This is a genomic window from Helicobacter labacensis (assembly GCF_003660285.1).
GTDB lineage: Bacteria > Campylobacterota > Campylobacteria > Campylobacterales > Helicobacteraceae > Helicobacter > Helicobacter labacensis.
This window is the reverse complement of record NZ_QXQQ01000022.1, coordinates 1-21,120: the sequence shown is the minus strand read 5'-3', so window position 1 is coordinate 21,120 and position 21,120 is coordinate 1. Positions and strand designations below refer to the sequence as shown.

The following is a 21,120-nucleotide window of genomic DNA, read 5'->3' as shown; positions in this document are numbered from 1 at the left end:
CCACTAGCTGGCATGCTCTTCTAAGGGCACTAGACGGCTTTGCAATTGGTTAGCCACCTCGTATTCAGCGATGATCTCTCTGACTCGCTCGCCCGTGATGACCTCTTTTTCAAAAAGTTCGCCCACCATCACTTCAATCGCGTCCTTATAATCGCTCAAGGTTTGCTTGACATGGTTATAGCGCTCCTCTAGCAAACTCTTAATGAAGTGATCCATTTGCTCGGCGGTTTTTTCGCTAAACTCTCTAGGGCTCCCAAAGCCCCCACCTAAAAAGGAATTGCGCTGTTTTTCAAGCACCATTAGCCCGCTCACATCGCTCATCCCATAGTAGCTTACCATGCCCTTGATAATGTCCGTAGCGCGCTCTAAATCGTTGCTTGCCCCGGTGGAGATTTCTTGCAAAAACACATCTTCAGCCGCCCGTCCGCCTAGCAAAACATCGATCTCAGCGATGAGCTCGTGCTTTTGCATTAAATATTTATTCTCCTCAGGGGTGTTGAGCGTATAGCCCAAAGCTGCCATCCCTCTAGGGATGATTGAAACCTTATTGACCCGTGCTGAACCCTTTGTCATCTCCGAGATCACCGCATGCCCGCTTTCGTGGTAAGCCACGATCTTTTTTTCTTTGGGCGAAATGCGCCGGCTCTTTTTCTCTAGCCCGGCAATGCCCCGCTCAACCGCCTCTTTTAAATGCTGTTGTTTGACCTCTTTTTGGTTATTGCGCCCGGCTAGCAAAGCCGCCTCATTGATGATATTAGCTAAATCTGCCCCGGCTAATCCGGCGGTGAGTTTGGCGATCTCTTGCAAATCCACATCGTTAGCCAACTTAACGGGCTTGATATGCACCTTTAAAATCTCCACCCGTCCGTTAAAATCGGGTTTATCCACCAAGACTTGGCGATCAAAGCGCCCGGGTCTTAGCAATGCGGGGTCTAAAATCTCAGGGCGATTGGTGGCAGCTAGCACAATCACAGGGGCGTTTTCTGAACCAAAGCCATCCATTTCGGCTAAAAGTTGGTTTAAAGTTTGTTCTCGCTCGTCATTCCCACTAATCATCCCCCCGGCTGCGCGGCTTTTCCCGATCGCATCGATCTCATCAATGAAAATAATGCTGGGGGCTTCTTTTTTGGCAATATCAAAGAGATCGCGCACCCGGCTAGCCCCAAGACCTACAAACATCTCAATAAAACTACTCCCCCCCATAGAAAAGAAGGGCACACTCGCCTCACCGGCTACCGCTTTGGCTAATAAAGTCTTGCCCGTGCCGGGGGGTCCTACTAAGAGCACCCCCTTAGGGATTTTTGCCCCTAGTGAAGCGTAGCGATCGGGGTATTTGAGAAAATCCACAATCTCGACCACTTCTTCTTTAGCCTCTTCATTGCCTGCCATGTCGTTAAAGCGCACTTTGGGTTTTTCAGCGTTGATGAGTTTTTTAGAGCTACCCATGCCAAAAATCCCCCCGCCCATGTTCTTTTGCATCCGGCTTGCCATAAACATCCACAAGCCCAAAATCACCAACACGGGCAAGAGCCAGCCTAAAATATCGGTGAAAAAATTCGACTCGCTAAAGCCGGAGTAGTTGATTTTTTGGCTATCCAAGAGGGGCACTAAAGAGAGATCGGGCACGCGTTTGGCTACATAGATGATCTTGCTATTGCCCTCCTTGCTAGTAGCCTTGATCAAGGTTTGCCCAATGCTCACACTATCCACTTCTTTTTTCTCAATGAGCTCTTTCATCTCATGGTAGCTGATGTTCTTGGTGCTAGTAGAGAGAAAGCGATCGCCAAAGCCCCCCTCTGAGCTCATCATGCGCACCGCCACAATGGCGATAACCACAAAGATCAGCACCAGCACTAAGGGGTTTTGGAGTAAAGGCTTCTTGGGGTTGGGGTTTTGCGAACGATTATCCATTGGTGTCCTTATGAATTAGAATGCCTGCATAAAACCAAGCTTACCCACTCATTTTCTTGGGTTCTACGCACAAGAGTGAAATCTTGGGCGTAGGCGTTTAACAGTGTGTCTTCATAGATGTCTAAAATACCCGAGAGCAATAGCAAACTCCCCTCTTGGCTTGCCCTTAGCACACCCGCATGCATTTGTATGATCACGCTAGCGATGATGTTGATCGCAATGAGATCGTAGCGCGTGTCAGGGGGGATAGCATCAATAGAGCCCTCCCATAGGCGCGCGCATTCTAGCCCATTGCGCGCAAAATTCGCTTGGGTCTGGGTGGTGGCTTGCGTGTCTGTGTCGCAAGCATGTGTGATCGCTCCCTTTTTGGCTAAAGCCAAACTCAAAATTCCGCTACCACAACCCACATCCAAACTCAATCTGCCCCGCACCTCTAGGCGCGAAATTTCTTGCAAGAGTAAACGCGTGCTCTCATGCCTGCCCGTGCCAAAAGCCAAAGCAGGATCGAGCAACAAAGCCACCAAGCCCTCTGGCGCGCATGCGCCCCAGCTAGGAGTGATGTAAAATTGACCACAAGTAAGGGGTTTCACACTCTCTTGGTAGGCTTGCACCCAGTCCAAATCGGGGTGCGCGCTACTATGGTGGTAAAACCCGACATTCTCACCCAAGCGTTGCGCCAGCGCACAACACAGGCTTTTGAGATGATCTAAAAGAGCCTCGCACGAGCACTTAGAGTAGATCACATAACCCGCGCTAGGGAGGGCTAAAGGCGCGTTGCCAAAGTAGTGGTAGTCAAGGGCTGGGGGAGAGTCAATCTCTTCAATAGCCTCTTTAGTGAACTCTAGCAGGTGATGGGCGAATAGATCGGGGCAGTGTGTGGGGAGAACAAAGGTTTTAAAATAGACATCTTGGCACACGCGCGCTACAATCCTCTATTTCAATCATTGGTTCCTAGCACCACTTCTAGTTTTTCCTTGAGCACTTGGGGGGTGAAAGGCTTGACAATGTAATTATTCACTCCCGCCTTTAAAGCGGTAATGACCTCCGCTTTCCCCCCCTCTGTGGTGATCATGATGATGGGCAGATCTTTGAAACGCCCATCAGAACGCACTTTCTTTACCAAATCCAAGCCGTTCATCTCGGGCATGTTCCAATCTGTGATAAGCACCCCCGTGGTGTCGTTGCTATCTAGCTTCCCCCATGCCTCCACCCCGTGTTCGGCTTCCATGATGTCCTCATAACCCAAGCGTTGCAAGGTGTTTTTAATGATCCTTCGCATGGTGGAACTATCATCTACAACTAAAATTTTCAAAATCGCTCCTTGGTCGGCTTAGTTGCACAAATACCCGCGCATGTTAGCATGTTTATTGCGCGCCTATCTTTAAAGTGCGCTTTAAAGACTATGGGTATGCAACACGCCCACTACGCGCCCCAAAATGGCGATGTCTTCTAGGCTTTGCAAGCGGATGGGTTTGTAAATGGGGTTGTCGCTAATTAAGGACACCTCGGGGCGCTTGCTAAGGCGTTTGACATAGTATTCCCCATCCAAATTCACCACATAAATCGCTCCCTCATAGCAACTCCCATCATTTTGGAAGAGCAATAGATCGCCCTCCTTAATGAGGGGTTCCATAGCATTGCCCGCAGCCTGCAAGAGTCCCAGATGATCGATAGAGGTAATTCCAAAATGCCTCTTGAGAAAAGTCTTACTTTGGGGCAAGAACACCACGCCCTCATCTTGGTTCTTATTCCTAGTGGCATGCACTTTGATGTCCTTGATGTAGGGGACCATCACCACATCTTCTACCTCTTTGTGTGTGGAGGTGAAAAAGTGCAAATCGGTGTTAAGGGCATTGGCAAGCTTTTCTAGGGTGTCTAAAGTGATATTACTTCTCTGTTCGCTTTCATAGCGTTTGATACTCTGCAAACTCACCCCGCACTTGAGCGCGAGCTCCTCTTGGGTCAAATTATTGGCGTTGCGTAACTGCTTGAGTTTTTCTTTAAGCATCTTGACTCCTTTTACAAAATATATGGGTAAGAACCCTATACAATACTAGAGTTGAAATGTGGCTAAGTTTTAAGACTATTCCATAACAAATGCTTTAAAATGTTTCATTAGGCAAAATATCTTGACAAAATTCTAAAACTTGTGCTAGAATGCCGATTTGTCAAACTTCGGGGCGTAGCGCAGCCTGGTAGCGCACTTGGTTTGGGACCAAGGGGTCGAAGGTTCGAATCCTTTCGCCCCGACCATTTTGGGCGCAACTAGGATATGGTGGGTGTAGCTCAGTTGGTTAGAGCACCAGATTGTGGTCCTGGGGGTCGTGGGTTCAAGCCCCATCATCCACCCCATTTTTTCAAAAACTCCGTTTTGGCTTAGCGTTTGTAGCTCAATTGGATAGAGCACCAGACTTCGGATCTGGGGGTTAGGGGTTCGACTCCCTTCAAGCGCACCACGCGCTTGTAGCTCAGCTGGATAGAGCAACGGCCTTCTAAGCCGTAGGCCGCAGGTTCAAATCCTGCCAGGCGCACCACAGGTTACCAATTGATACCCGCACGCGTTTTCATTCTCACCTAGCGCGCTATATTAACTCAAGTATTCTATACTGGAGGGTTGATTATCAACTTGGAGCGATCATGGAACAACCCCCCAAAGATTTAGTGCAGTCCGCCTTGAACTTAGCCGCCACCTTGCAAGCCAATATTAGCGAACACTTGGATCACCAAGAGAAGAGTTTCCACAATAAGATGCAAAAACTCTTGGATAACCCACAAAATAAGGTTATGCTCATCGAGCTTTTGGATCGCTCCTTTAGATGTCAGGACAACCATGCCCGTTTTGAGCTCATTGAATACACCTTGAACAAATACGGCATTGCGGACTTCTTTAGCGCGTTTGAGAAGTTTCTTTTAATGGGCTTTTTACATGTAGGCAAACTCGCTCCTTCGCTGAGTGTGCCTTTTTTTGTGGACAAGGTGCGCGCTAACACGAAAGCGATGGTGCTAGATGAGAGTAGCAACGCGCTAAAAAGCCTAATTGCCCAACGCCAAGCCGATCAAATCGTGCTCAATGTCAATTTGATTGGCGAAGAGGTGTTAGGCGAATCAGAGGCGGCTTACCGCCTGCACAAATACCAAGATGTGATCCGATCGGATTATATCCAATACATTTCCATCAAAATCACCACGATCTTTTCTCAAATCCAGCCCTTGGATTTTGAATATTCTAAGACAGAAGTCGTCAAACGCCTAGACACCCTCTATGCTCTAGCCCTTGAACAAAAAACACAAAATGGTGTAGATAAATTCATCAACCTAGATATGGAGGAGTTCAAAGACCTAGAACTCACCATCGCCGCCTTTATGGAGTCTATTGCTAAATTCCCCATCAGCGCGGGGATCGTGTTGCAAGCCTATATCCCGGATTCTTACCACCACCTGAAGACCTTGATCGCCTTTTCTAAAGAGAGGGTGCTCAATGATCTCCCCCCCATTAAGATTCGCTTTGTCAAGGGCGCGAACATGGAGAACGAAGAGACCATCGCCTCCATCAAGGGTTGGGCTTTACCCACATTTTCTAGCAAACAGGATACCGACTCCAATTACAATAAAATGTTGGAGTATGTCCTAAGTGAGGAAAATTACAAGTATATCCACATCGGAATCGCTTCGCACAACATCTTTGAGATCGCCTACGCCTACACGCGCATCCACGCGCTCAATGATCCGCTTGCCCTAGAGCATTTTAGTTTCGAGATGTTGGAGGGGATGAGCGTGCAGGCTAGCAGGGAGCTTAGGCAAATGCACCGGCTCATTCTCTACGCCCCCGTGTGCGATGAAAAGCATTTCAATAATGCTATCGCCTATTTGGTGCGCCGCCTAGATGAAAACACCGCCCCAGACAATTTTATGAAAGCCTTTTTCAACCTGCAGGTGGGATCGAGCGCGTGGAAAGATCAGCAGGAGCGTTTTTTAAAGAGTTTGGCGGGCATGGCTGGCTTAAATACCGCCCCAAGACGCACCCAAGATCGCAACCGACCTCCTACAGGTAAAAGCACTTATCCTAATAACCCCTTTGTCAATGAAAGCGACACGGATTTTACGCTTAAAGCTAATCGAGAATGGGCGCAAAGGATCGTAGATAAGACGCGCAACATCCCGCCCATTGAACTCTCCCCGGTGGTGGGCAAGGCATGCGCATTTGAGGGGCTCAAACGCTTGGATGTCTTTGATAAAATCGAATGCAAAAAAGTCGCCTCGGTTTTTCTAGCCAATGAGGCTGTCATGCAAGAGGCACTCCATTTAGCCCAACAGAGCCAATTCCCCCAACGCCATTTAGAGGAAATCCATGCTCTTTTAAGTCAGGTAGCCCAGAAATTTAGGGAGAGAAGAGGCGATCTCATAGGTCTAAGCGCGTTGGAAGTGGGCAAGACCTTTGTAGAAAGCGATGCGGAGGTGAGTGAAGCCATTGACTTTTTGGAGTTTTACCCCCATAGTTTGCAAACTCTGCTTAGAGAATACCCCCATGCGCGCTTTAAAGCTAAGGGCGTGGGTGTGGTGGTCGCCCCGTGGAATTTTCCCATCGGCATTTCTGTAGGGAGCATCGCTAGCGCGCTAGCAGGGGGCAATGTGGTGATCTACAAACCCTCTAGCATGAGCATGGTGGTGGGTTATCGCCTGTGTGAGTGCTTTTGGGATGCAGGAGTGCCCAGAGACGCGTTGATTTATCTGCCTTGTCGGGGGAGCGAGTTTAGCGCACATCTGCTAGTTAGTCCTTTGGTGCGTTTTGCGATCTTAACCGGTTCTGAAGAAACCGCCTACCAGATGCTAAAAGCCAATCCCATGTTGCACTTGAGCGCAGAAACAGGGGGCAAGAACGCCACCATTGTAACCAAAATGGCAGATAGGGAGCAGGCTGTTAAAAACATTGTCCATTCTGCTTTTAGCAATTCCGGACAAAAGTGTTCAGCGACTTCTTTGCTCATTTTAGAAGAAGAGGTCTATGAAGATCAAAACTTCAAAAAAATGCTTGTGGATGCCACGCAGTCCATGAGCGTGGGCGACCCTTTACAATTACGCCATAAAATTGGCACTTTGGCTAGCACACCCAGTCCCAAGGTGCAAAAGGCGTTGCACAACTTAGAAGCCCATGAAGAGTGGGTGTTAAAGCCGGAGTTTTTACAAGATAATTCTTACTTGATGCGCCCCTGCATCAAATATGGCACCAAAGCCGGGGATTACACCTACAATACCGAACTCTTCGTGCCCTTGCTTTGTGTGATGAAAGCCAAAGATTTAAAAGAGGCAGTTGATCTAGCTAATGGCACGGGTTATGGCTTAACCGGAGGCTTAGAATCCCTAGATGAGCGCGAATGGGCGTATTTTCAAGAACATATAGAAGTGGGGAATGTCTATATCAACAAACCCACCACCGGGGCGATTGTCTTGCGCCAACCCTTTGGAGGGATTAAAAAATCAGCCGTGGGCTTGGGGCGCAAGGTGGGGAGCTATAACTACGCCTTGCAATTTGTAGATATTGAGGAGAACACCCCCACCCAAACTCCCCATGACGCGCATCTGCCCTTTATCCAAGCCCTAGAGGCTCTAAACACCCACCACAATAACGCCCTAGAAGAAATTCTCACCCTCGCGCGCGATTACGCCTACCACGCCCAACACAGTTTTAGCACCCCAGTGGAATTTATCCGTGTGCGGGGCGAAGAAAATTACTTTAGCTACACCAAAGTTTCTAATGTGGGTTACCGTGTGAGCCCTGATGATGGACTGTTAGAACTCTTTAGTGTGCTATTAGCCTGTGCGGTGTGTTCGATCCCCTTGAGTGTGAGTGTGGATAACCCCCCCACCAACCCCCATTTTGATCTCTTTATAGAGTGTTTAGATGGCTTGCAACACCATTTCAAACCCACCATCTTTTATGAAAGCTTGGAGGAATTTAGCACCAAGATAGGCGAATTTGCGCGCGTGCGCTACTTTGGAGGGGTTTTAGATTCGCTCTACAAGCAAAGCGCGCAAGCGGGCGTGGTTCTAGCCAATGCCAAACCCCTAACCTGTGGGCGTTTTGAATTGCTTAACTACCACTTAGAAAAATCTGTCAGCATTTCTTACCACCGCTATGGCAACTTGGGCGCGCGCGCCCTAGAACAGGGAGATTTGCATGCACATTAGCTACCAAATCTTGATCGTGTTTGTGCTCTACTCGGCTTTGATGCTCTACATTGGGTTTTACTTTTATCGCAAGAATGAGACCACCGAGGATTATTTTCTAGGCGATCGCTCTATGGGTCCGGTCATTAGCGCGCTGAGTGCTGGGGCGAGTGATATGAGCGGGTGGCTTTTAATGGGCTTGCCCGGGGCGTTGTATGTGGGCGGATTAGTCAATAGCCACATTGCTATCGGGCTAACCATTGGGGCGTTTATTAACTGGTCTTTAGTAGCCAAACGCTTACGGGTTTATACCAGCGTGATCGCTAATTCCATCACCATCCCGGATTACTTTGAAACCCGTTTTAGCGATGATAAGCACATTTTGCGCTTCATCTCTGCCATCGTGATCTTGATTTTCTTTACTTTTTATGTTTCCTCCGGACTGGTGAGTGGGGCAAAACTCTTTGAGGCGACTTTTGGGGTGCAATATAGCTATGCGTTAGTGGTGGGCACGCTCATCATTGTAACCTACACCTTTTTGGGGGGTTATAAGGCGGTGTGCTGGACGGACTTAATCCAAGGCTTACTCATGATGGGGGCGTTGATTGTGGTGCCTTGCATGATGCTCTATCATTTGGGGGGTTTTGGCGCAAGTTTTGCAGAGATTGCCAAAACCAAGCCGGAGAATCTCACCTTTTTGAAAGACACTTCTATCGTAGCGGTGATCTCTAGCTTGGCTTGGGGGCTGGGTTATTTTGGGCAACCCCATATTTTGGTGCGCTTCATGTCTATCCGCTCCATTCAAGAGATCCCTAAGGCGACTGGCATTGGGATCGGGTGGATGGGCATTAGTTTAGCTGGCTCATGCCTAATTGGTTTGTTGGGCGTGGCGTATGTGGCAAAGTTTCATTTAAATCTAGGCGATCCAGAAAAAATTTTTATCCACATGAGCGCGACCCTTTTTAACCCTTGGGTGAGCGGGGTGCTCTTAAGCGCGATCTTAGCAGCTGTGATGAGCACGGCTAGCTCCCAACTCTTGGTGAGTTCCTCAACAATCGCAGAGGATTTTTACGCCAAAGTCTTTAATAAGAAAGCCCCTGTGCAAACAGTCATGCTAGTTAGCCGTGCCTCTGTGTTGGCGGTGGCTTGCGTGGCGTTTTTTATTTCTATGGATCGCAATGCCAGCGTGTTAAAAATTGTCTCTTATGCGTGGGCAGGTTTTGGGGCAAGTTTTGGCACGGTGATTCTCTTTTCTCTCTTTTGGGAGCGCATGACAAGGCTTGGGGCGATCATGGGCATGGTCTTTGGGGCTAGCACGGTGATCTTGTATGACAAATTTGGCAAGAGTTTTTTAGACATCTATGAGATTGTGCCCGGGTTTTTAGCCAGCTCTCTAGCCATTGTTATCTTTAGCCTAATAAGTTCTGTGCGCCCGGGCACTAGAGATGCCTTTAAGACCATGTTGCAAGAAATTGAAAAAGGCTAGTATGAGGACATGCTGGTGTGCCAGCAGAGCGCGGGTTTTTGCGCAAATAATAGCGCATCTGCGCTACTTTGCTGGACATTGAGAGTCCTCGCGCGCCTTAGCGCGCCTTACCAAAGCGGCTTTATCCGCAAAGAGGACGCAAACCCCAAATCCCAAAATGTCCATGGGTAGCTGGTTTTTCTACAACCCCCTTGCGTGAGAACAATCCCCGCGCGCTTTGGAGAGCACTAAAACCATTTGTAAATGGAGATTGTGATCGCGCAGGTGTAGACGCTTAAAAGGGCGCGTCTGTGCCAAAGGGCGGGCACTAAGGGCACCAGTCTAACCCCCAAAATCACCCCCCCCACACTCCCAAGCCCCACCATCAAGCCCCATTGCAAATCTTCAAAGTCTAGCAAAGAATGGCGCGCTAGAGAGATCACCCCACTGAAAGAAGAGAAGATCACAAAGAACAGCCCTAGGGGCACGCTTTGCTTGGCTGGGATTTTAAGATAATAGGCTAATAGGGGCACCATTAGCACGCCCCCCCCAATACCTAAGCTAATGGCAAACACCCCTGTAAGCGCGCCAATACCTAGCAAGAGAGCTTTGTGTTTGGCACTAAGGATAAAGGGTTCTTTAGATTCTAGGGGGGTGGCTTTAGATTTAAAGACAAAGCGCACAAAGGAATACAAGGTTACCACGATGAACGCGCCTAGCAAAGTCTTATGCGAAAAGCTAGCCAAAATCAGCCCGCTGAAACTTGCCCCCACCATCCCTCCAAGACCCACCCACACCCCTATTTTGACATCCAAAAGCCCTTTTTTGAAGTTAGCAAAACTCCCCACCACAGAGGAGCAAGCCATTTGCAAAATGGAAATCCCCACTGCGCTATCATAAGAATGCCCTAATACCAGCATCGTGGGCACAATCACCATCCCCCCCCCAATGCCAAAAAACCCAGACATCGCCCCCGTGATCCCCCCTAATAACAAGAATAAAGCAAGTACCCACACTTCCATGCACACCCCTATATCAACGCTAAAGATACTACCACAAATCCAAGAGTTTTTGTGTTATGCTAACGCCATGCAAAATATGTTGGATCGGCGTGTCCTCACGCATTTTGACTTTTTATTGTTCTTCTTTCTCCTGCCCTTGATGGCTCTGTCTGCCTTTTTGATCCACGAAGCTAACGCCACTCTCAGTCTCAAGCAGGGGTTTTATTTTGCCATCGCCTTTGGGGTGTTTTGGGTGGCCTTTTTGATCCCCTTTAGGCACTTGGATCGCTCTTTTCATCTTTTCTACTGGTTTTGTGTGATCTTGCTGGCTTTGGTGAACGCGGTGGGCACAAGCAAATTAGGCGCGCAACGCTGGTTAGCCATCCCGGGGACTTCTTTTTCTTTCCAACCTAGCGAACCCATCAAGATCGCGATTTTACTCCTGCTCGCCCATTTGATTCGAACAAATCCCGTGCCTAGCGGGGGTTATGGTTGGAGAGCCTTTGGTAAATTCAGCTTTTACATTGCGATCCCCTGCGCGCTTATTTTAAGACAGCCCGATTTAGGCACAGCCTTAGTCATTTTGATCATGGGCTATGGGGTGCTCTTCTTGGTGGGCGTGCACCCTAAGATTTGGATCAGCTTAGGATTAGCCTTTGCTATCGCCTCCCCGCTTATTTACAGCTCTCTACACGATTACCAAAAAAGACGCATCCACGACTTCATCGCCGAAAAACCTAATTACCATGTGCGCCAATCCATCATCGCCATCGGTTCGGGGGGGTTTTGGGGCAAGTCTAAAGAAGAATCCACACAGGCTAAGTTAAAGTTTTTACCCATCGCCACGAGCGATTTCATCTTTGCCTACTTTGTGGAACGCTTTGGATTCTTTGGGGCGTTTTTACTGCTGGGTTTTTACATGTTCTTTGTGATGCACTTTTTAGCCTATTTTAGAAGCGATCCCCATGATCATTTTTTACAGGCGATCACAGCCGGGATCGCCATTTTAATCTTCATTTACACAAGTGTGAATATCGCCATGACCTTGGGGTTAGCGCCAGTGGTGGGTTTGCCCCTGCCCTTGTTAAGTTATGGGGGGAGTAGCTTTATCACTTTTGTCGCATTATTTGGAGTTTTTGAAAATCTACTTGCTTTTAAATTCGGTTTTGGTTATAATCGCCCCGCTAGAAAAAAGGGATTCTTAGCTCAGCTGGTTAGAGCACTCGGCTCATAACCGATTGGTCGTAGGTTCAAGTCCTACAGAATCCACCAGCTTTAAGGGTCTACATGCTAATTGCCGCCAGCCTTTTGAGTGCGGATTTTATGAATCTCAAAGCCAGTTTGGGGCGCGTTTTAGGGGTGGATTTTTTCCATGTAGATGTGATGGATGGGCATTTCGTCCCCAATCTCACTTTTGGACCTTGCGTATTAAAAAACTTGCACGCCCACTTTGACACCCCCTTAGACATCCACTTAATGGTAGAAAATCCCCTGTTTTTTGTAGATTTATGCAAGGATTTACAACCCGCCTTTATCACTTTGCATGCTGAGAGCACCCCCCACCTGCATAGAAGTGTGCACTACATCAAAAATCTAGGGATCAAAGCGGGGGTGAGTTTGAATCCGGCCACGCCCTTGTGCGCGCTAGATTACATTATCCAAGATGTGGATTTGATCTTGCTTATGAGCGTCAATCCGGGATTTGGGGGGCAGAGTTTTATCCCTTTGAGCTTCGAGAAAATCAAAGCCTTTAGGGCGCGTTTCCCCCATTATGTAGGTGTATTAGAGGTAGATGGGGGAATCAACGCGCACAACGCGCCCCTATTGCGCGCCTGTGGGGTTAATTTGCTTGTGGTGGGGAATTATCTCTTCAGCCATGCCAACCCCACACATGCCCTACAAGCCTTGCGTGGTCGCGATTAAAACTCTATAAACCCCATGTTAGATTGGTTGGTGTGGATGCAAACCCAAAATATCATGGGGTTTTGGTTGCTCTTTGCGCGCTTGGCAGGCGTGATGGCGTTTTTCCCTTTTTTTGATAATAATCTGGTTCCAGCGTCTGTAAGGGGAGCGTTGGGCTTTTTCTTAACCTTGCTATTTTACCCCACCATCTCCCCCACCCCCATGCATTTGAGTCCAGAGGATTTTTTGATCGCTCTGCTCTCTGAACTCCTGCTAGGGTTGTGCGCCTCTTTCTTTTTGCATGTAGTCTTTAGCACTTTGGCGTTTGCCACAGACACCATTAGTTTTTCTATGGGTTTGACAATGGCAAGCGTTTACGATCCCATCTCAGGCGCACAAAAGGCGATCGTAGGGCAGGTGGTGTTGCTCTTGGCTATTCTTACCATGCTCCAAACCTCCATGCACCACCTCATCATCCTTTGGGTGCAACACAGTTTAGAAAAAGTGCCCTTGGGCACTTTTGCCCTCTCTGGGCATGTGGTGCAAGCCAGCGTACAAGCCTTTGGGTATCTCTTTAGCATTGGTTTTAGTATCGCTTTCCCTATTCTCGCTTTGATCATGTTGAGCGATGTTGTCTTTGGCATGATCATGAAAACCCACCCGCAGTTCAATCTCTTAGCCATTGGCTTCCCTTTAAAGATCGCCATCGCCCTGCTTGGGCTTATCATGGTCTTGGGCGCGATGATACACCGCTTTAAAGATCAGCTCTTGAATGCTTTTGCCCTGCTCTCTAAATTCTTTTAAAGGAGATGAATGAAAACCCCCCTACTTGAATACAAAGACGCGCTAGAATTGAGTCTAGCCCTTGTTAAACACAGCCCCCAGACACAGCAAATCCCCCTAGAAGAGGCGATGGGGCGAATCTTAGCACAAAGCGTGTGCGCGCGTGAACCCCTACCCAAAGCCACAAATTCTGCGATGGATGGCTTTGGCTTGCGCTTAGAGGATGTGGGTAAACCCTTAGAAATCACCCATACCCTTTATGCAGGACAAAGCGTTGAGGGGGTTAGTGTTGGGGGTGGGGCTTGTGTAAAAATCATGACTGGCGCGCTAGTGCCCAAGGGGGTAGAGATCGTTGTGCCCTTTGAAGAGATGGATTTCTACCATAAGGATCAAGCCCAAGCCCCCGCTAAAGACTTCAAACAAGGGGCTAATATCCGCTTTGAGGGCGAAGATATCCAAGAGGGCGAACTCATCGCGCATGCTGGGCAAAAAATCCACGCAGGGCTGATCGCCCTGCTAGCTTCTCAGGGTATTACGCATGTCCTAGTGTTCAAACGCCTTAGCATTGCGATCTTTAGCAGTGGCGATGAAATCGTCCCTTTAGGCGCAAGCGCTAAAACCCACCAAATTTATGACAGCAACGCGCCCATGCTAGTTGCACTTTTAAGCAGTTACGGGTATGACGCTAGGCATGTGGGCAAACTTAGCGATGATCTACATAGCCAACAAGAAGCCATGCGGACATGGGGGGAGTATGATGTGGTGGTGAGTAGCGCGGGGGTGAGCGCGGGGGATAAGGATTATTTTCAAGACGCGTTATTACAACAAGGGGCAACTATCCATTACCACGGGGTCAATCTCAAGCCGGGCAAGCCCATCATGTTAGCTAGTTTTCCCCACCTCCCCCACCCCACCTTTGTCTTTGGCATGCCAGGTAACCCTGTGAGCTGTATGCTCACCTGCCTAGTCTTGGTGTTGCCCATGCTAGCTAAGTTGGCTGGCTTAAGCGAAAAGCAAGAGATTTTGCGCGTGCCTTTGGGTGAACCCCTGCACTTCAAAGGGCAACGCTTGCATCTAGTGCTGGGGAATTTGGTGCAGGGAGTGTTTACCCCCTATAGGCATAACCGCTATGGCTCGGGGGCTATTGACGCGCTGGGGGCGTGCAATGCCCTAGCGTTGATCCCCCCGGGTGTGCTAGAAGTCCAAGAAAGCGTAGAAGTGCTCTTGATCAAAACTCATAGCTAAGATAGGCGGTTACTGAACGCCCCGGTCCGGGTTCTCTGCCTGTGGGGCTGGTGCCAATGCCCCTAAAGTAGTATTTCATATCAAAGATATTATTGACCTGCAGACTCCCCATAACTTTGTGCCGTCCGCCCTGCCAAAACACCTGACTTAATTGCAAATTCCACACCCAATACCAAGGCAAAAGCCCCACACTATTACAGCCATAAGTAGCCCCATCAATGCTATAGCCAAAGTTAAAGCAGGCGGTTTTGGGCGTGGCTTGGTTGAGCACAGAGGAATAAGCACGGCTGTAAAAATAACTGCTCAAACCAAAGGTGGTTTTCTTGTAGGTATACATCATGTCCAAGATGAATTGATTAGGGCTCACATAGGGCAATCTCTTGCCCTTGAGATTAAAGGACTGGTTGACAATCCCCTCAAAATAACTAGGGTTATCTTGGGCGTTGTTGGTGATACGCGCATCTATGTAAGTATAAGCTACATGGAATTGCAAACCCCTAATGGGAGCGTAGTAAAGCTCTAATTCCACGCCCTGACTTTTAGCATCAATGTCTAAAGCATTGCTCCCATACCCCCCGCTGTAGTAGTGGTGGGCTAAGATGACAAAGTAGTTGGCGTTGAAACTCAGGAGGTCTTTATAGGAATAGCGCGACCCCACCTCAAACTCATTAAAAATTTGGTTGTAATTGGTGGAGAAAATGCTAACGGACTTGGCTTGGGGGGGGATGAAGCTGCGGCGGTAATTGAAATACATCACCCAATCTTTCAAGGGCTTGTAACCCAAATTAAAGGCGGGGCTCCATTGGTTGTCCGTCTTTTTAATGCTCTTGGAGAGGGTAAAATCGCCATTGCTGGGATTCACATTTTCGGGCAACACTTTTTTATAGTTTAAGAAGGTGTAGCGAAACCCCGGGGTTAACACCAATTTACCCCCAAAGAACTCCATTTTATAGCTCGCATACACGGCGGTGTAATTGTTAAACATCTCTAAATTTTGGCTGGCTTTTGTATCAAAGAGAAAACCAGACATGTTGCAAACCCCATTGCTAAGAGAGGTGCATTTGTTCTCTAAAAATCTAAACCACATGTTACTAGCCATGAAACGCAGACCAATTTTGAGGGTGTGTCTGGTGTGCTTGGTGTTGAAAATCACATTGGTATTAGGCTCAATGGCGTTGATGAAGTAGTGGCGGGGGTGATCGCCGATGATATAGCCCTTGTAGTTTTGGTTGGTATAAACCGGACCTAATTTGGGGTTGGTGTTGACATTGAGGAAATTAGAGTCAAATTGGAAATCGCGACTCATGTCATGCCCATAGTAGGTTAAAGTGAAATCCCCGCCAATTTTAGAGGTGTCTCCAAAGAACATTTGGTACACCGCCCCCCAGCGCATCGCTTTGCCACTTTTATCATTTTTGGGGCGGTTATTTTGGAATCGATTTTGTTCATAGGCTTGCACGCCCAGAGATCCCGGATCGGTTAAGAAAAACTTATAATACTGGTAGAAGAGGGTAATCTTGTGGTTTTCGTTGATCTCATAGAGAGCATCTAGGAGGTAGTTTTGGATATTGGTTGGGCTATTGGCGCGAAACCCTTGCCCTGTGATGTAGTTAGCTTGGGCTTGCACCCCAAAATGCTTGTTGATCATCCCCCCACTTTTGAGATAGGAGTTGAATAAAAAATTATTAGCTAGGGTGTCAATGAAGGACTGCCCCTTGCTCGTTGATCCCACAAAATTCCCATTGGCGCGCCCCCAAGCGGTCATGCGTTCGGCGATTTGGTTTTCCCATTTGTTGGGGATATCCTTAGTGGTGATGTTAATCACCCCCCCAAAGGCATTAGGTCCATACTGCACGCTCTCTCCCCCCTTGATCACACTGATGCGATCGACTGATTGGAAGGTAACTGGAAAAATGGGCATGCCAATGTCCACATAGGGCGCGACATAAACTGGAATCCCATTGACTAGGATCATCCCCGTATTGCTATGCCCTGAGCCCCCGCCCCCAAACCCACGCACCGAAAAGCTAGGCACCGCCCCTACCCCTGTGGCGTTGCGGATATGCACTCCGGGCACATTTTGCAAGGCTTCTTCTATGCTTTGGTTAGCTTGCTGGGTGAGTTGTTTGTGCGAGATAATGGTCTGGCTGCCCAAATAGTTTTTCACCTCCGGGCTGCGCCAACTCTTAGGGGCTTCTTCATTGAGAACAGCCCCTGTGGTTTCTATCCTCTGGAGGCGGTGGGTTTTCACCCCTTGTAGACTATGGACTGCCAAACAACTCCCCCAAAGCACAACCATGACTTTTCTCATTTTAAGCCCTTTAAAAGAAAATTAGGAAGGCGATTATATAAGAACAATTCTAAGAATCATATTAATGCAAGAATGAGAACGATCGTTGCAGTTTTATCTATACTTAGCCAAATGGATTTAGTGCGCGCGCCCGGCTTTGCGCTTGATCACCGTGGATAATGAACCCTGTTGTGCAAAATAAAGTCCAAGTCTTTAAATCTAGAAATACGCTATGCTTGGCGTTGCAAAAGCACTTAAAGGAGTTTAAATGATCCGCTTACTTCTCTTAGCCCTCTTGCTCCTAAATCTGCAGGCTAAAGAAAATACACTGACTATCTTTCTCCACTTTGTCCCCATAGGCAAACCCCAAGAACCCCAAAACACCCCCTTTTTTAAAGCATTTATGGCACTCTATGACTACATAGATAAGTCTTTTAGAAAAATAGAGCCTAAAGATCCAAACGAGAGACAGCCTTACATCGATCGCCTATCAGAACTGCCAGATTATACAGATGCCTCCATCCCTCTAGCCAAAGCTGTAGTCAAGCAAATACCCTTGCTTCACGAATTTAAGCCCAAAAACCAAAGAGAGGTGCAATTCTTAGCCCATGTTAAAGATATGGAAATGCTCCATATACTAGATGCGATCGATGTATTCACTCCTCGTCCCATTTACCCAAGAGTAACACCAAAGATCGCAGCCCATATGTTTTTAGATTCTGTTGCCTTTCTCTACACACCCTTGTTCAATGCCCACAAGGCTGGGTTAGATGTGATCGCCTATCTTAAACAACTCCACAAGGAGGAGAGCAGCGAAAAGACCATGGCGTCGTTTGATATGCACCAAATCGGATTGTTTAATACAGACAGATACTATGAAAAAGAAAAAAACATTGTCCCCCATAAGCCTTTTAGAAAACGCCTCGACCAAGATATGTATAATGTGGGAGAACTGATGAGGACTTTTCAATTATACTGGGGTGAATGGACCAGCGTAGTTGTCAATAAAATCCTAAATAGTGGAATACCCTCAACCTTTGTATTTGAGAATGAATTTGATGAATTTGTGAGCAAAAACGCCCAGCGCATAGACCCCGAACACCTCTCTGATCTCTTCACAGCACGGGTGATCCCACTAAATCGCAACGCCCCTTTTTACGACCTCTTGCGAAACGACGACCCCAAGATTTTAAAAGACACACTCAAAGACCACCCCACCATGTGTTTAAGCCCCAAATACTTAAGCCCAAAATCCCGCCAAACCTGTCTCAAACTCTTTCAAGCCCAAACCTACAACACTAAGGACATTCAAGAGCAGTTACACCTTGTGCGTTTGATCTCTATTGATGATAGCCCCTGTGTGTATTTAGACCCTAAGGACAAGCTCCAAGTCTTTAAGTCTAGTAATGCGCTATGCTTGGCATTGCAAAAGCACTTAGAAAAGGGGTTTTGATGACCCGCTTAATTGGCATACTTCTACTCATAAGCCCCCTATGGGCTGTAAGCACCGATTTAATCCAGCAAATGCAACAAGCCCGCGCGTTAGTGGTCAAAGTCTACTACCAAGATTTCAAAGCGCGTTACAAGCGCATAAATTGGGACATGGTCTTTTCCCATGCCATGCAAAGGGAGGCACCCGCCCTTGTCAAGCACTTGCAAACCTTTATCGATCACATCCCGCTTTTACAAGCCTTCCAGCCCAAAACCCCCAAACAAGCCCAAATGATCCAAGCACTCAAAGCCCTTGAGATGTATAACCTTTTTATTTTGTTGAGCGATTCTACCCCAGAAGATTATTGTGCAATGCATGACGCAAAGTGCAGGAAAATGAAGTTTCCCAAGCGTGTGAAGCCCTTTGACGCTAAAAAACACACTCTAAAATTCTTAAGAGGCATAGAATTGATCTACACCCCCTTGATTGGAGCGTATCATCAAGGTTTGGACTTCACAGATTATCTACAGAAGTTGTATGCCAAGTCTGACCCATTAGCCCCTAATTGGGCGATTATGGGCATTCGAAAAGATAATTTAAACATGGTTAAAAGTCCTAAGACCCCGACCATGCGCCACTATTTTGAGGATTTTAAATCCATCGATGCGCACGACGATTACATGGGTAACCTTGGTTTCCAGGTCAAGGATGATAACGCAAATGCAGAGTATGGTTACAAAGATTTTTTTACAATCCAGATTGTCCGTGCTGTTGGGGGTGTCAAGATCCAAGATTTAGACGCATGGATGGCTTATTACCAGGCGCAAGATTTTGCCTTCTTAGGGGATGTTGCTCATGACTATGACTATGAAAGTGCCATGGGGTTCTATTGGGAGAGCGTACCCATGTGCGGGTAACCCTTGTTGAGGATGTTGAGTATTCAGTTTCTATTCTCAAGCCAAAAGTCCCTTTGGCTAAAGCGATGCAACTAACTCTCCCCAAAAACCCCACTCCCTGCTTACAACCCCAGTATTTAAACAAAGAGGCTAGAGCGGTTTGCTTGCAAGTGTTTAAGCAACACAGCTACAACCCCAAACCCTTGCAAAAATACCTAAAATCCTTGCGCCTTATCTCCATTGACAACGCGCCCTGTGTGTATCTTAACTCCCAAGACAAGCTCCAAACTTTTAAGTCTAGTAACGCGTTGTGTGTGGCATTGCAAAAACACTTCACAAAGGAATAAAAATGATCCGCCTACTCTTTCTAGCCCTCTTGGTGTTAAATCTACAGGCTAAAGAAGATGTATTGGCTATCTTTCTCCACTTTGTCCCCATAGGCAAACCCCAAGAATCCAACAAAGCCCAATTTTTTAAGGCGTTTAAGGCACTCTTTACTTACATGAAAAAATCCTCGGCTAAGATAAAAGATGCGTGCGAAAATGTCCCATTAAATGACAACTACAACTATACTATGGCTCAGATTATGGCAGATTACACAGATGCCGCCATCCCCCTAGCCAAAGCTGTAGCCAAGCAAGTCCCCTTGTTTAAAGAGTTTAAGCCCAAGAACCAAAGAGAGGCGCAATTCTTAGCCCATGTTGAGGATATGGCAATGCTCCATGCCCTAGACCTCATAGACATTTCGCTTGAAGAAAAGGTTACATCTGTTGCCCACGAATTTTTACACATCAACGCATGGCTCTATGCCCCGCTTTTCAACGCCCACAAAGCGGGGCTAGATGTGATCGCCTATCTAGAGCAACTCCATCGTATCTTTTCTAAAAATACTGATCTGCGTCGTAGGAGAAATATCTTTGTTTTTCATGAAAAAGGGCTATATGAAGAACAAAGAAAAAACATCGTCCACTATAAGCCTTTTGAAAAACGCCTCATTCAAGATATGCATGAAGTAGATATACCCATGATAATCTTCCTCTTTCGTATGGACTATCCTTCTTGGGTTATGCTCGTTATAAACACAATCTTTGAGGTGGGGACACCTGCAAACCGGATACCTGATAAGCGTACATTTTGGGACTTTATGGATAAAAACATCCAACGCATAGACCCCGAACATCTCTCTGATCTCTATCTAGCGCGGGTGTTCCCCCTAAATCGCAACGCCCCTTATTACTACGATAGCTTACAAAATGACGACCCCAAGATTTTAAAAGACACGCTAAAAGACAACCCTACCATGTGTTTAAGCCCCAAATACTTAAGCCCAAAGTCCCAGCAAACTTGCCAACAACTCTTTCAAGCTAACACCTACGACACTAAGGACATCCAAGAGCAATTACACATTGTGCGCCTGCTCTCCATTGATGAGAGTCCCTGTGTGTATTTAGACCCTAAGGACGAGCTCCAAACTTTTAAGTCTGATAATGCGTTGTGCCAAGCCTTACAAAAAATGAAATTTTAAGGAAATCTATGCCCTTTTTACTTTGGATAGGCTTACTCTTTCTCCCTCTATTGGCAAATCCCATTGACAAGATACAAGCCTTATATGGGCACACACACCCTCCCTCTTTGCATGCCTTTTTGACAAACCTAAGTCCCCAAAGACAAGAAATAATCCAGCTAGCCAAAAGTGTTGCCATCCCCATCTTAAAGCAATTCAAGGCAAACACCCCCAAAGAGCGCGCCATGCTAGAAGCGATGCATCTCTTTAGCGCGCTCACCCTTTTAGAGCTTATCAAAGAATCCATGCCAGATGATCCAAAAGTGCCCCAATTTAGTAAGACAGCCACGCAAATTGCTTTAGACTTTTCACACATTAACGCATTTCTCTATATGCCCCTTTTGCAACTTCAAGCACATGGGATTAACCCCTTTGCATACATTAGGTTTATCCACCACTACACCAACACACATGGTTTGACTCCAGATTGTTTAAACATGGATGAGATATGGCAAAACACAGATAG

At 47.2% G+C, this 21,120-nt stretch carries 16 protein-coding genes, 5 tRNA genes and 1 pseudogene; 16 read left to right on the top strand and 6 right to left on the bottom strand.

Going from position 1 to position 21,120, the window contains the following annotated elements; translation table 11 throughout:
• Positions 1 to 3 precede the first annotated feature (3 nt).
• From ftsH to EAO33_RS06870, 4 genes are all read right to left on the bottom strand, one after another.
• Positions 4 to 1,911 carry an ATP-dependent zinc metalloprotease FtsH gene (ftsH, locus tag EAO33_RS06885; protein ID WP_120946029.1) on the bottom strand — a complete coding sequence of 636 codons (1,908 nt, stop codon included), beginning with the start codon at positions 1,909 to 1,911 and terminating at the stop codon, positions 4 to 6.
• Between the two features lie 8 nt (positions 1,912 to 1,919).
• A complete protein-coding gene (locus EAO33_RS06880) occupies positions 1,920 to 2,828 on the bottom strand; it encodes a 50S ribosomal protein L11 methyltransferase (RefSeq protein ID WP_120946028.1) in 909 nt (302 codons plus the stop codon).
• Positions 2,829 to 2,848: 20 nt separating this feature from the next.
• The gene (locus tag EAO33_RS06875) at positions 2,849 to 3,223 is read right to left on the bottom strand and encodes a chemotaxis response regulator CheY (protein ID WP_104695791.1); all 375 of its coding nucleotides are present in this window, start codon (positions 3,221 to 3,223) and stop codon (positions 2,849 to 2,851) included.
• Between the two features lie 81 nt (positions 3,224 to 3,304).
• Complete coding sequence (locus EAO33_RS06870) at positions 3,305 to 3,919, bottom strand: XRE family transcriptional regulator (RefSeq protein ID WP_120946027.1); 615 nt, start codon at positions 3,917 to 3,919, stop codon at positions 3,305 to 3,307.
• Between the two features lie 168 nt (positions 3,920 to 4,087).
• Between EAO33_RS06870 and EAO33_RS06865 the strand changes: the two genes are divergently transcribed.
• From EAO33_RS06865 to putP, 6 genes are all read left to right on the top strand, one after another.
• Positions 4,088 to 4,164 (top strand) — tRNA-Pro (locus tag EAO33_RS06865).
• Between the two features lie 22 nt (positions 4,165 to 4,186).
• Positions 4,187 to 4,263 (top strand) — tRNA-His (locus tag EAO33_RS06860).
• A gap of 27 nt (positions 4,264 to 4,290) precedes the next feature.
• Positions 4,291 to 4,367: transfer RNA gene (locus EAO33_RS06855), tRNA-Arg, on the top strand.
• 1 nt (position 4,368) lies between these two features.
• Positions 4,369 to 4,445: transfer RNA gene (locus tag EAO33_RS06850), tRNA-Arg, on the top strand.
• Positions 4,446 to 4,548: 103 nt separating this feature from the next.
• Entirely contained in the window at positions 4,549 to 8,097 is a 3,549-nt protein-coding gene (locus tag EAO33_RS06845) for a bifunctional proline dehydrogenase/L-glutamate gamma-semialdehyde dehydrogenase (RefSeq protein WP_120946026.1), read from the top strand.
• Positions 8,087 to 9,562, top strand: a complete 1,476-nt coding sequence (putP, locus tag EAO33_RS06840) for a sodium/proline symporter PutP (RefSeq protein WP_120946025.1) — start codon at positions 8,087 to 8,089, stop codon at positions 9,560 to 9,562. The genes EAO33_RS06845 and putP overlap by 11 nt, the downstream gene beginning before the upstream one ends.
• A 227-nt stretch (positions 9,563 to 9,789) precedes the next feature.
• Here putP and EAO33_RS06835 read toward each other — a convergent pair whose 3' ends face one another.
• Positions 9,790 to 10,563, bottom strand: coding sequence for a sulfite exporter TauE/SafE family protein (locus tag EAO33_RS06835; RefSeq protein ID WP_120946024.1), 774 nt, complete (start codon positions 10,561 to 10,563; stop codon positions 9,790 to 9,792).
• Between the two features lie 76 nt (positions 10,564 to 10,639).
• Between EAO33_RS06835 and EAO33_RS06830 the strand changes: the two genes are divergently transcribed.
• From EAO33_RS06830 to EAO33_RS06815, 5 genes are all read left to right on the top strand, one after another.
• Positions 10,640 to 11,776 carry an FtsW/RodA/SpoVE family cell cycle protein gene (locus EAO33_RS06830; RefSeq protein WP_162982232.1) on the top strand — a complete coding sequence of 379 codons (1,137 nt, stop codon included), beginning with the start codon at positions 10,640 to 10,642 and terminating at the stop codon, positions 11,774 to 11,776.
• Positions 11,738 to 11,814 (top strand) — tRNA-Ile (locus EAO33_RS06825). The genes EAO33_RS06830 and EAO33_RS06825 overlap by 39 nt, the downstream gene beginning before the upstream one ends.
• 15 nt (positions 11,815 to 11,829) lie before the next feature.
• A complete protein-coding gene (rpe, locus tag EAO33_RS09245; protein WP_205589528.1) occupies positions 11,830 to 12,465 on the top strand; it encodes a ribulose-phosphate 3-epimerase in 636 nt (211 codons plus the stop codon).
• 15 nt (positions 12,466 to 12,480) lie between these two features.
• Positions 12,481 to 13,248: a flagellar biosynthetic protein FliR gene (gene fliR, locus EAO33_RS09240; RefSeq protein ID WP_205589527.1), complete on the top strand. Its 768-nt coding sequence runs from the start codon at positions 12,481 to 12,483 to the stop codon at positions 13,246 to 13,248.
• 9 nt (positions 13,249 to 13,257) lie between these two features.
• Positions 13,258 to 14,472, top strand: coding sequence for a molybdopterin molybdotransferase MoeA (locus EAO33_RS06815; RefSeq protein ID WP_120946023.1), 1,215 nt, complete (start codon positions 13,258 to 13,260; stop codon positions 14,470 to 14,472).
• On the opposite strand, the gene EAO33_RS06810 is transcribed toward EAO33_RS06815, so the two are convergent.
• Positions 14,456 to 16,783, bottom strand: coding sequence for a TonB-dependent receptor family protein (locus EAO33_RS06810; RefSeq protein WP_120946022.1), 2,328 nt, complete (start codon positions 16,781 to 16,783; stop codon positions 14,456 to 14,458). The genes EAO33_RS06815 and EAO33_RS06810 overlap by 17 nt on opposite strands.
• Before the next feature lie 247 nt (positions 16,784 to 17,030).
• On the opposite strand from EAO33_RS06810, the gene EAO33_RS09525 reads away from it, so the two are divergent.
• From EAO33_RS09525 to EAO33_RS06785, 5 genes and pseudogenes are all read left to right on the top strand, one after another.
• A complete protein-coding gene (locus tag EAO33_RS09525) occupies positions 17,031 to 18,215 on the top strand; it encodes a tRNA methyltransferase (RefSeq protein WP_235853110.1) in 1,185 nt (394 codons plus the stop codon).
• Positions 18,215 to 19,111 (top strand): hypothetical protein, encoded by an 897-nt coding sequence (locus EAO33_RS06800; protein ID WP_120946021.1) that lies wholly within the window; start codon positions 18,215 to 18,217, stop codon positions 19,109 to 19,111. Before EAO33_RS09525 ends, EAO33_RS06800 begins: the two co-directional genes overlap by 1 nt.
• Positions 19,084 to 19,437 carry a hypothetical protein gene (locus EAO33_RS06795; RefSeq protein WP_235853109.1) on the top strand — a complete coding sequence of 118 codons (354 nt, stop codon included), beginning with the start codon at positions 19,084 to 19,086 and terminating at the stop codon, positions 19,435 to 19,437. The genes EAO33_RS06800 and EAO33_RS06795 overlap by 28 nt, the downstream gene beginning before the upstream one ends.
• A gap of 2 nt (positions 19,438 to 19,439) precedes the next feature.
• Positions 19,440 to 20,615 carry a tRNA methyltransferase gene (locus tag EAO33_RS06790; RefSeq protein WP_120946020.1) on the top strand — a complete coding sequence of 392 codons (1,176 nt, stop codon included), beginning with the start codon at positions 19,440 to 19,442 and terminating at the stop codon, positions 20,613 to 20,615.
• A gap of 8 nt (positions 20,616 to 20,623) precedes the next feature.
• A pseudogene (locus EAO33_RS06785) lies at positions 20,624 to 21,120 on the top strand (hypothetical protein); the annotation flags it as partial.

What these genes read in the sequence shown, in the direction of transcription:
- putP (WP_120946025.1), top strand. Translation starts at nt 8,087, where the DNA reads ATGCACATTAGCTACCAAATCTTGATCGTGTTTGTGCTCTACTCGGCT.
- EAO33_RS06800 (WP_120946021.1), top strand. Translation starts at nt 18,215, where the DNA reads ATGACCCGCTTAATTGGCATACTTCTACTCATAAGCCCCCTATGGGCT.
- EAO33_RS06845 (WP_120946026.1), top strand. Translation starts at nt 4,549, where the DNA reads ATGGAACAACCCCCCAAAGATTTAGTGCAGTCCGCCTTGAACTTAGCC.
- fliR (WP_205589527.1), top strand. Translation starts at nt 12,481, where the DNA reads ATGTTAGATTGGTTGGTGTGGATGCAAACCCAAAATATCATGGGGTTT.
- ftsH (WP_120946029.1), bottom strand. Translation starts at nt 1,911, where the DNA reads ATGGATAATCGTTCGCAAAACCCCAACCCCAAGAAGCCTTTACTCCAA.
- EAO33_RS06790 (WP_120946020.1), top strand. Translation starts at nt 19,440, where the DNA reads ATGATCCGCCTACTCTTTCTAGCCCTCTTGGTGTTAAATCTACAGGCT.
- EAO33_RS09525 (WP_235853110.1), top strand. Translation starts at nt 17,031, where the DNA reads ATGATCCGCTTACTTCTCTTAGCCCTCTTGCTCCTAAATCTGCAGGCT.
- EAO33_RS06810 (WP_120946022.1), bottom strand. Translation starts at nt 16,783, where the DNA reads ATGAGAAAAGTCATGGTTGTGCTTTGGGGGAGTTGTTTGGCAGTCCAT.
- EAO33_RS06815 (WP_120946023.1), top strand. Translation starts at nt 13,258, where the DNA reads ATGAAAACCCCCCTACTTGAATACAAAGACGCGCTAGAATTGAGTCTA.
- EAO33_RS06835 (WP_120946024.1), bottom strand. Translation starts at nt 10,563, where the DNA reads ATGGAAGTGTGGGTACTTGCTTTATTCTTGTTATTAGGGGGGATCACG.
- EAO33_RS06830 (WP_162982232.1), top strand. Translation starts at nt 10,640, where the DNA reads ATGTTGGATCGGCGTGTCCTCACGCATTTTGACTTTTTATTGTTCTTC.
- EAO33_RS06870 (WP_120946027.1), bottom strand. Translation starts at nt 3,919, where the DNA reads ATGCTTAAAGAAAAACTCAAGCAGTTACGCAACGCCAATAATTTGACC.
- rpe (WP_205589528.1), top strand. Translation starts at nt 11,830, where the DNA reads ATGCTAATTGCCGCCAGCCTTTTGAGTGCGGATTTTATGAATCTCAAA.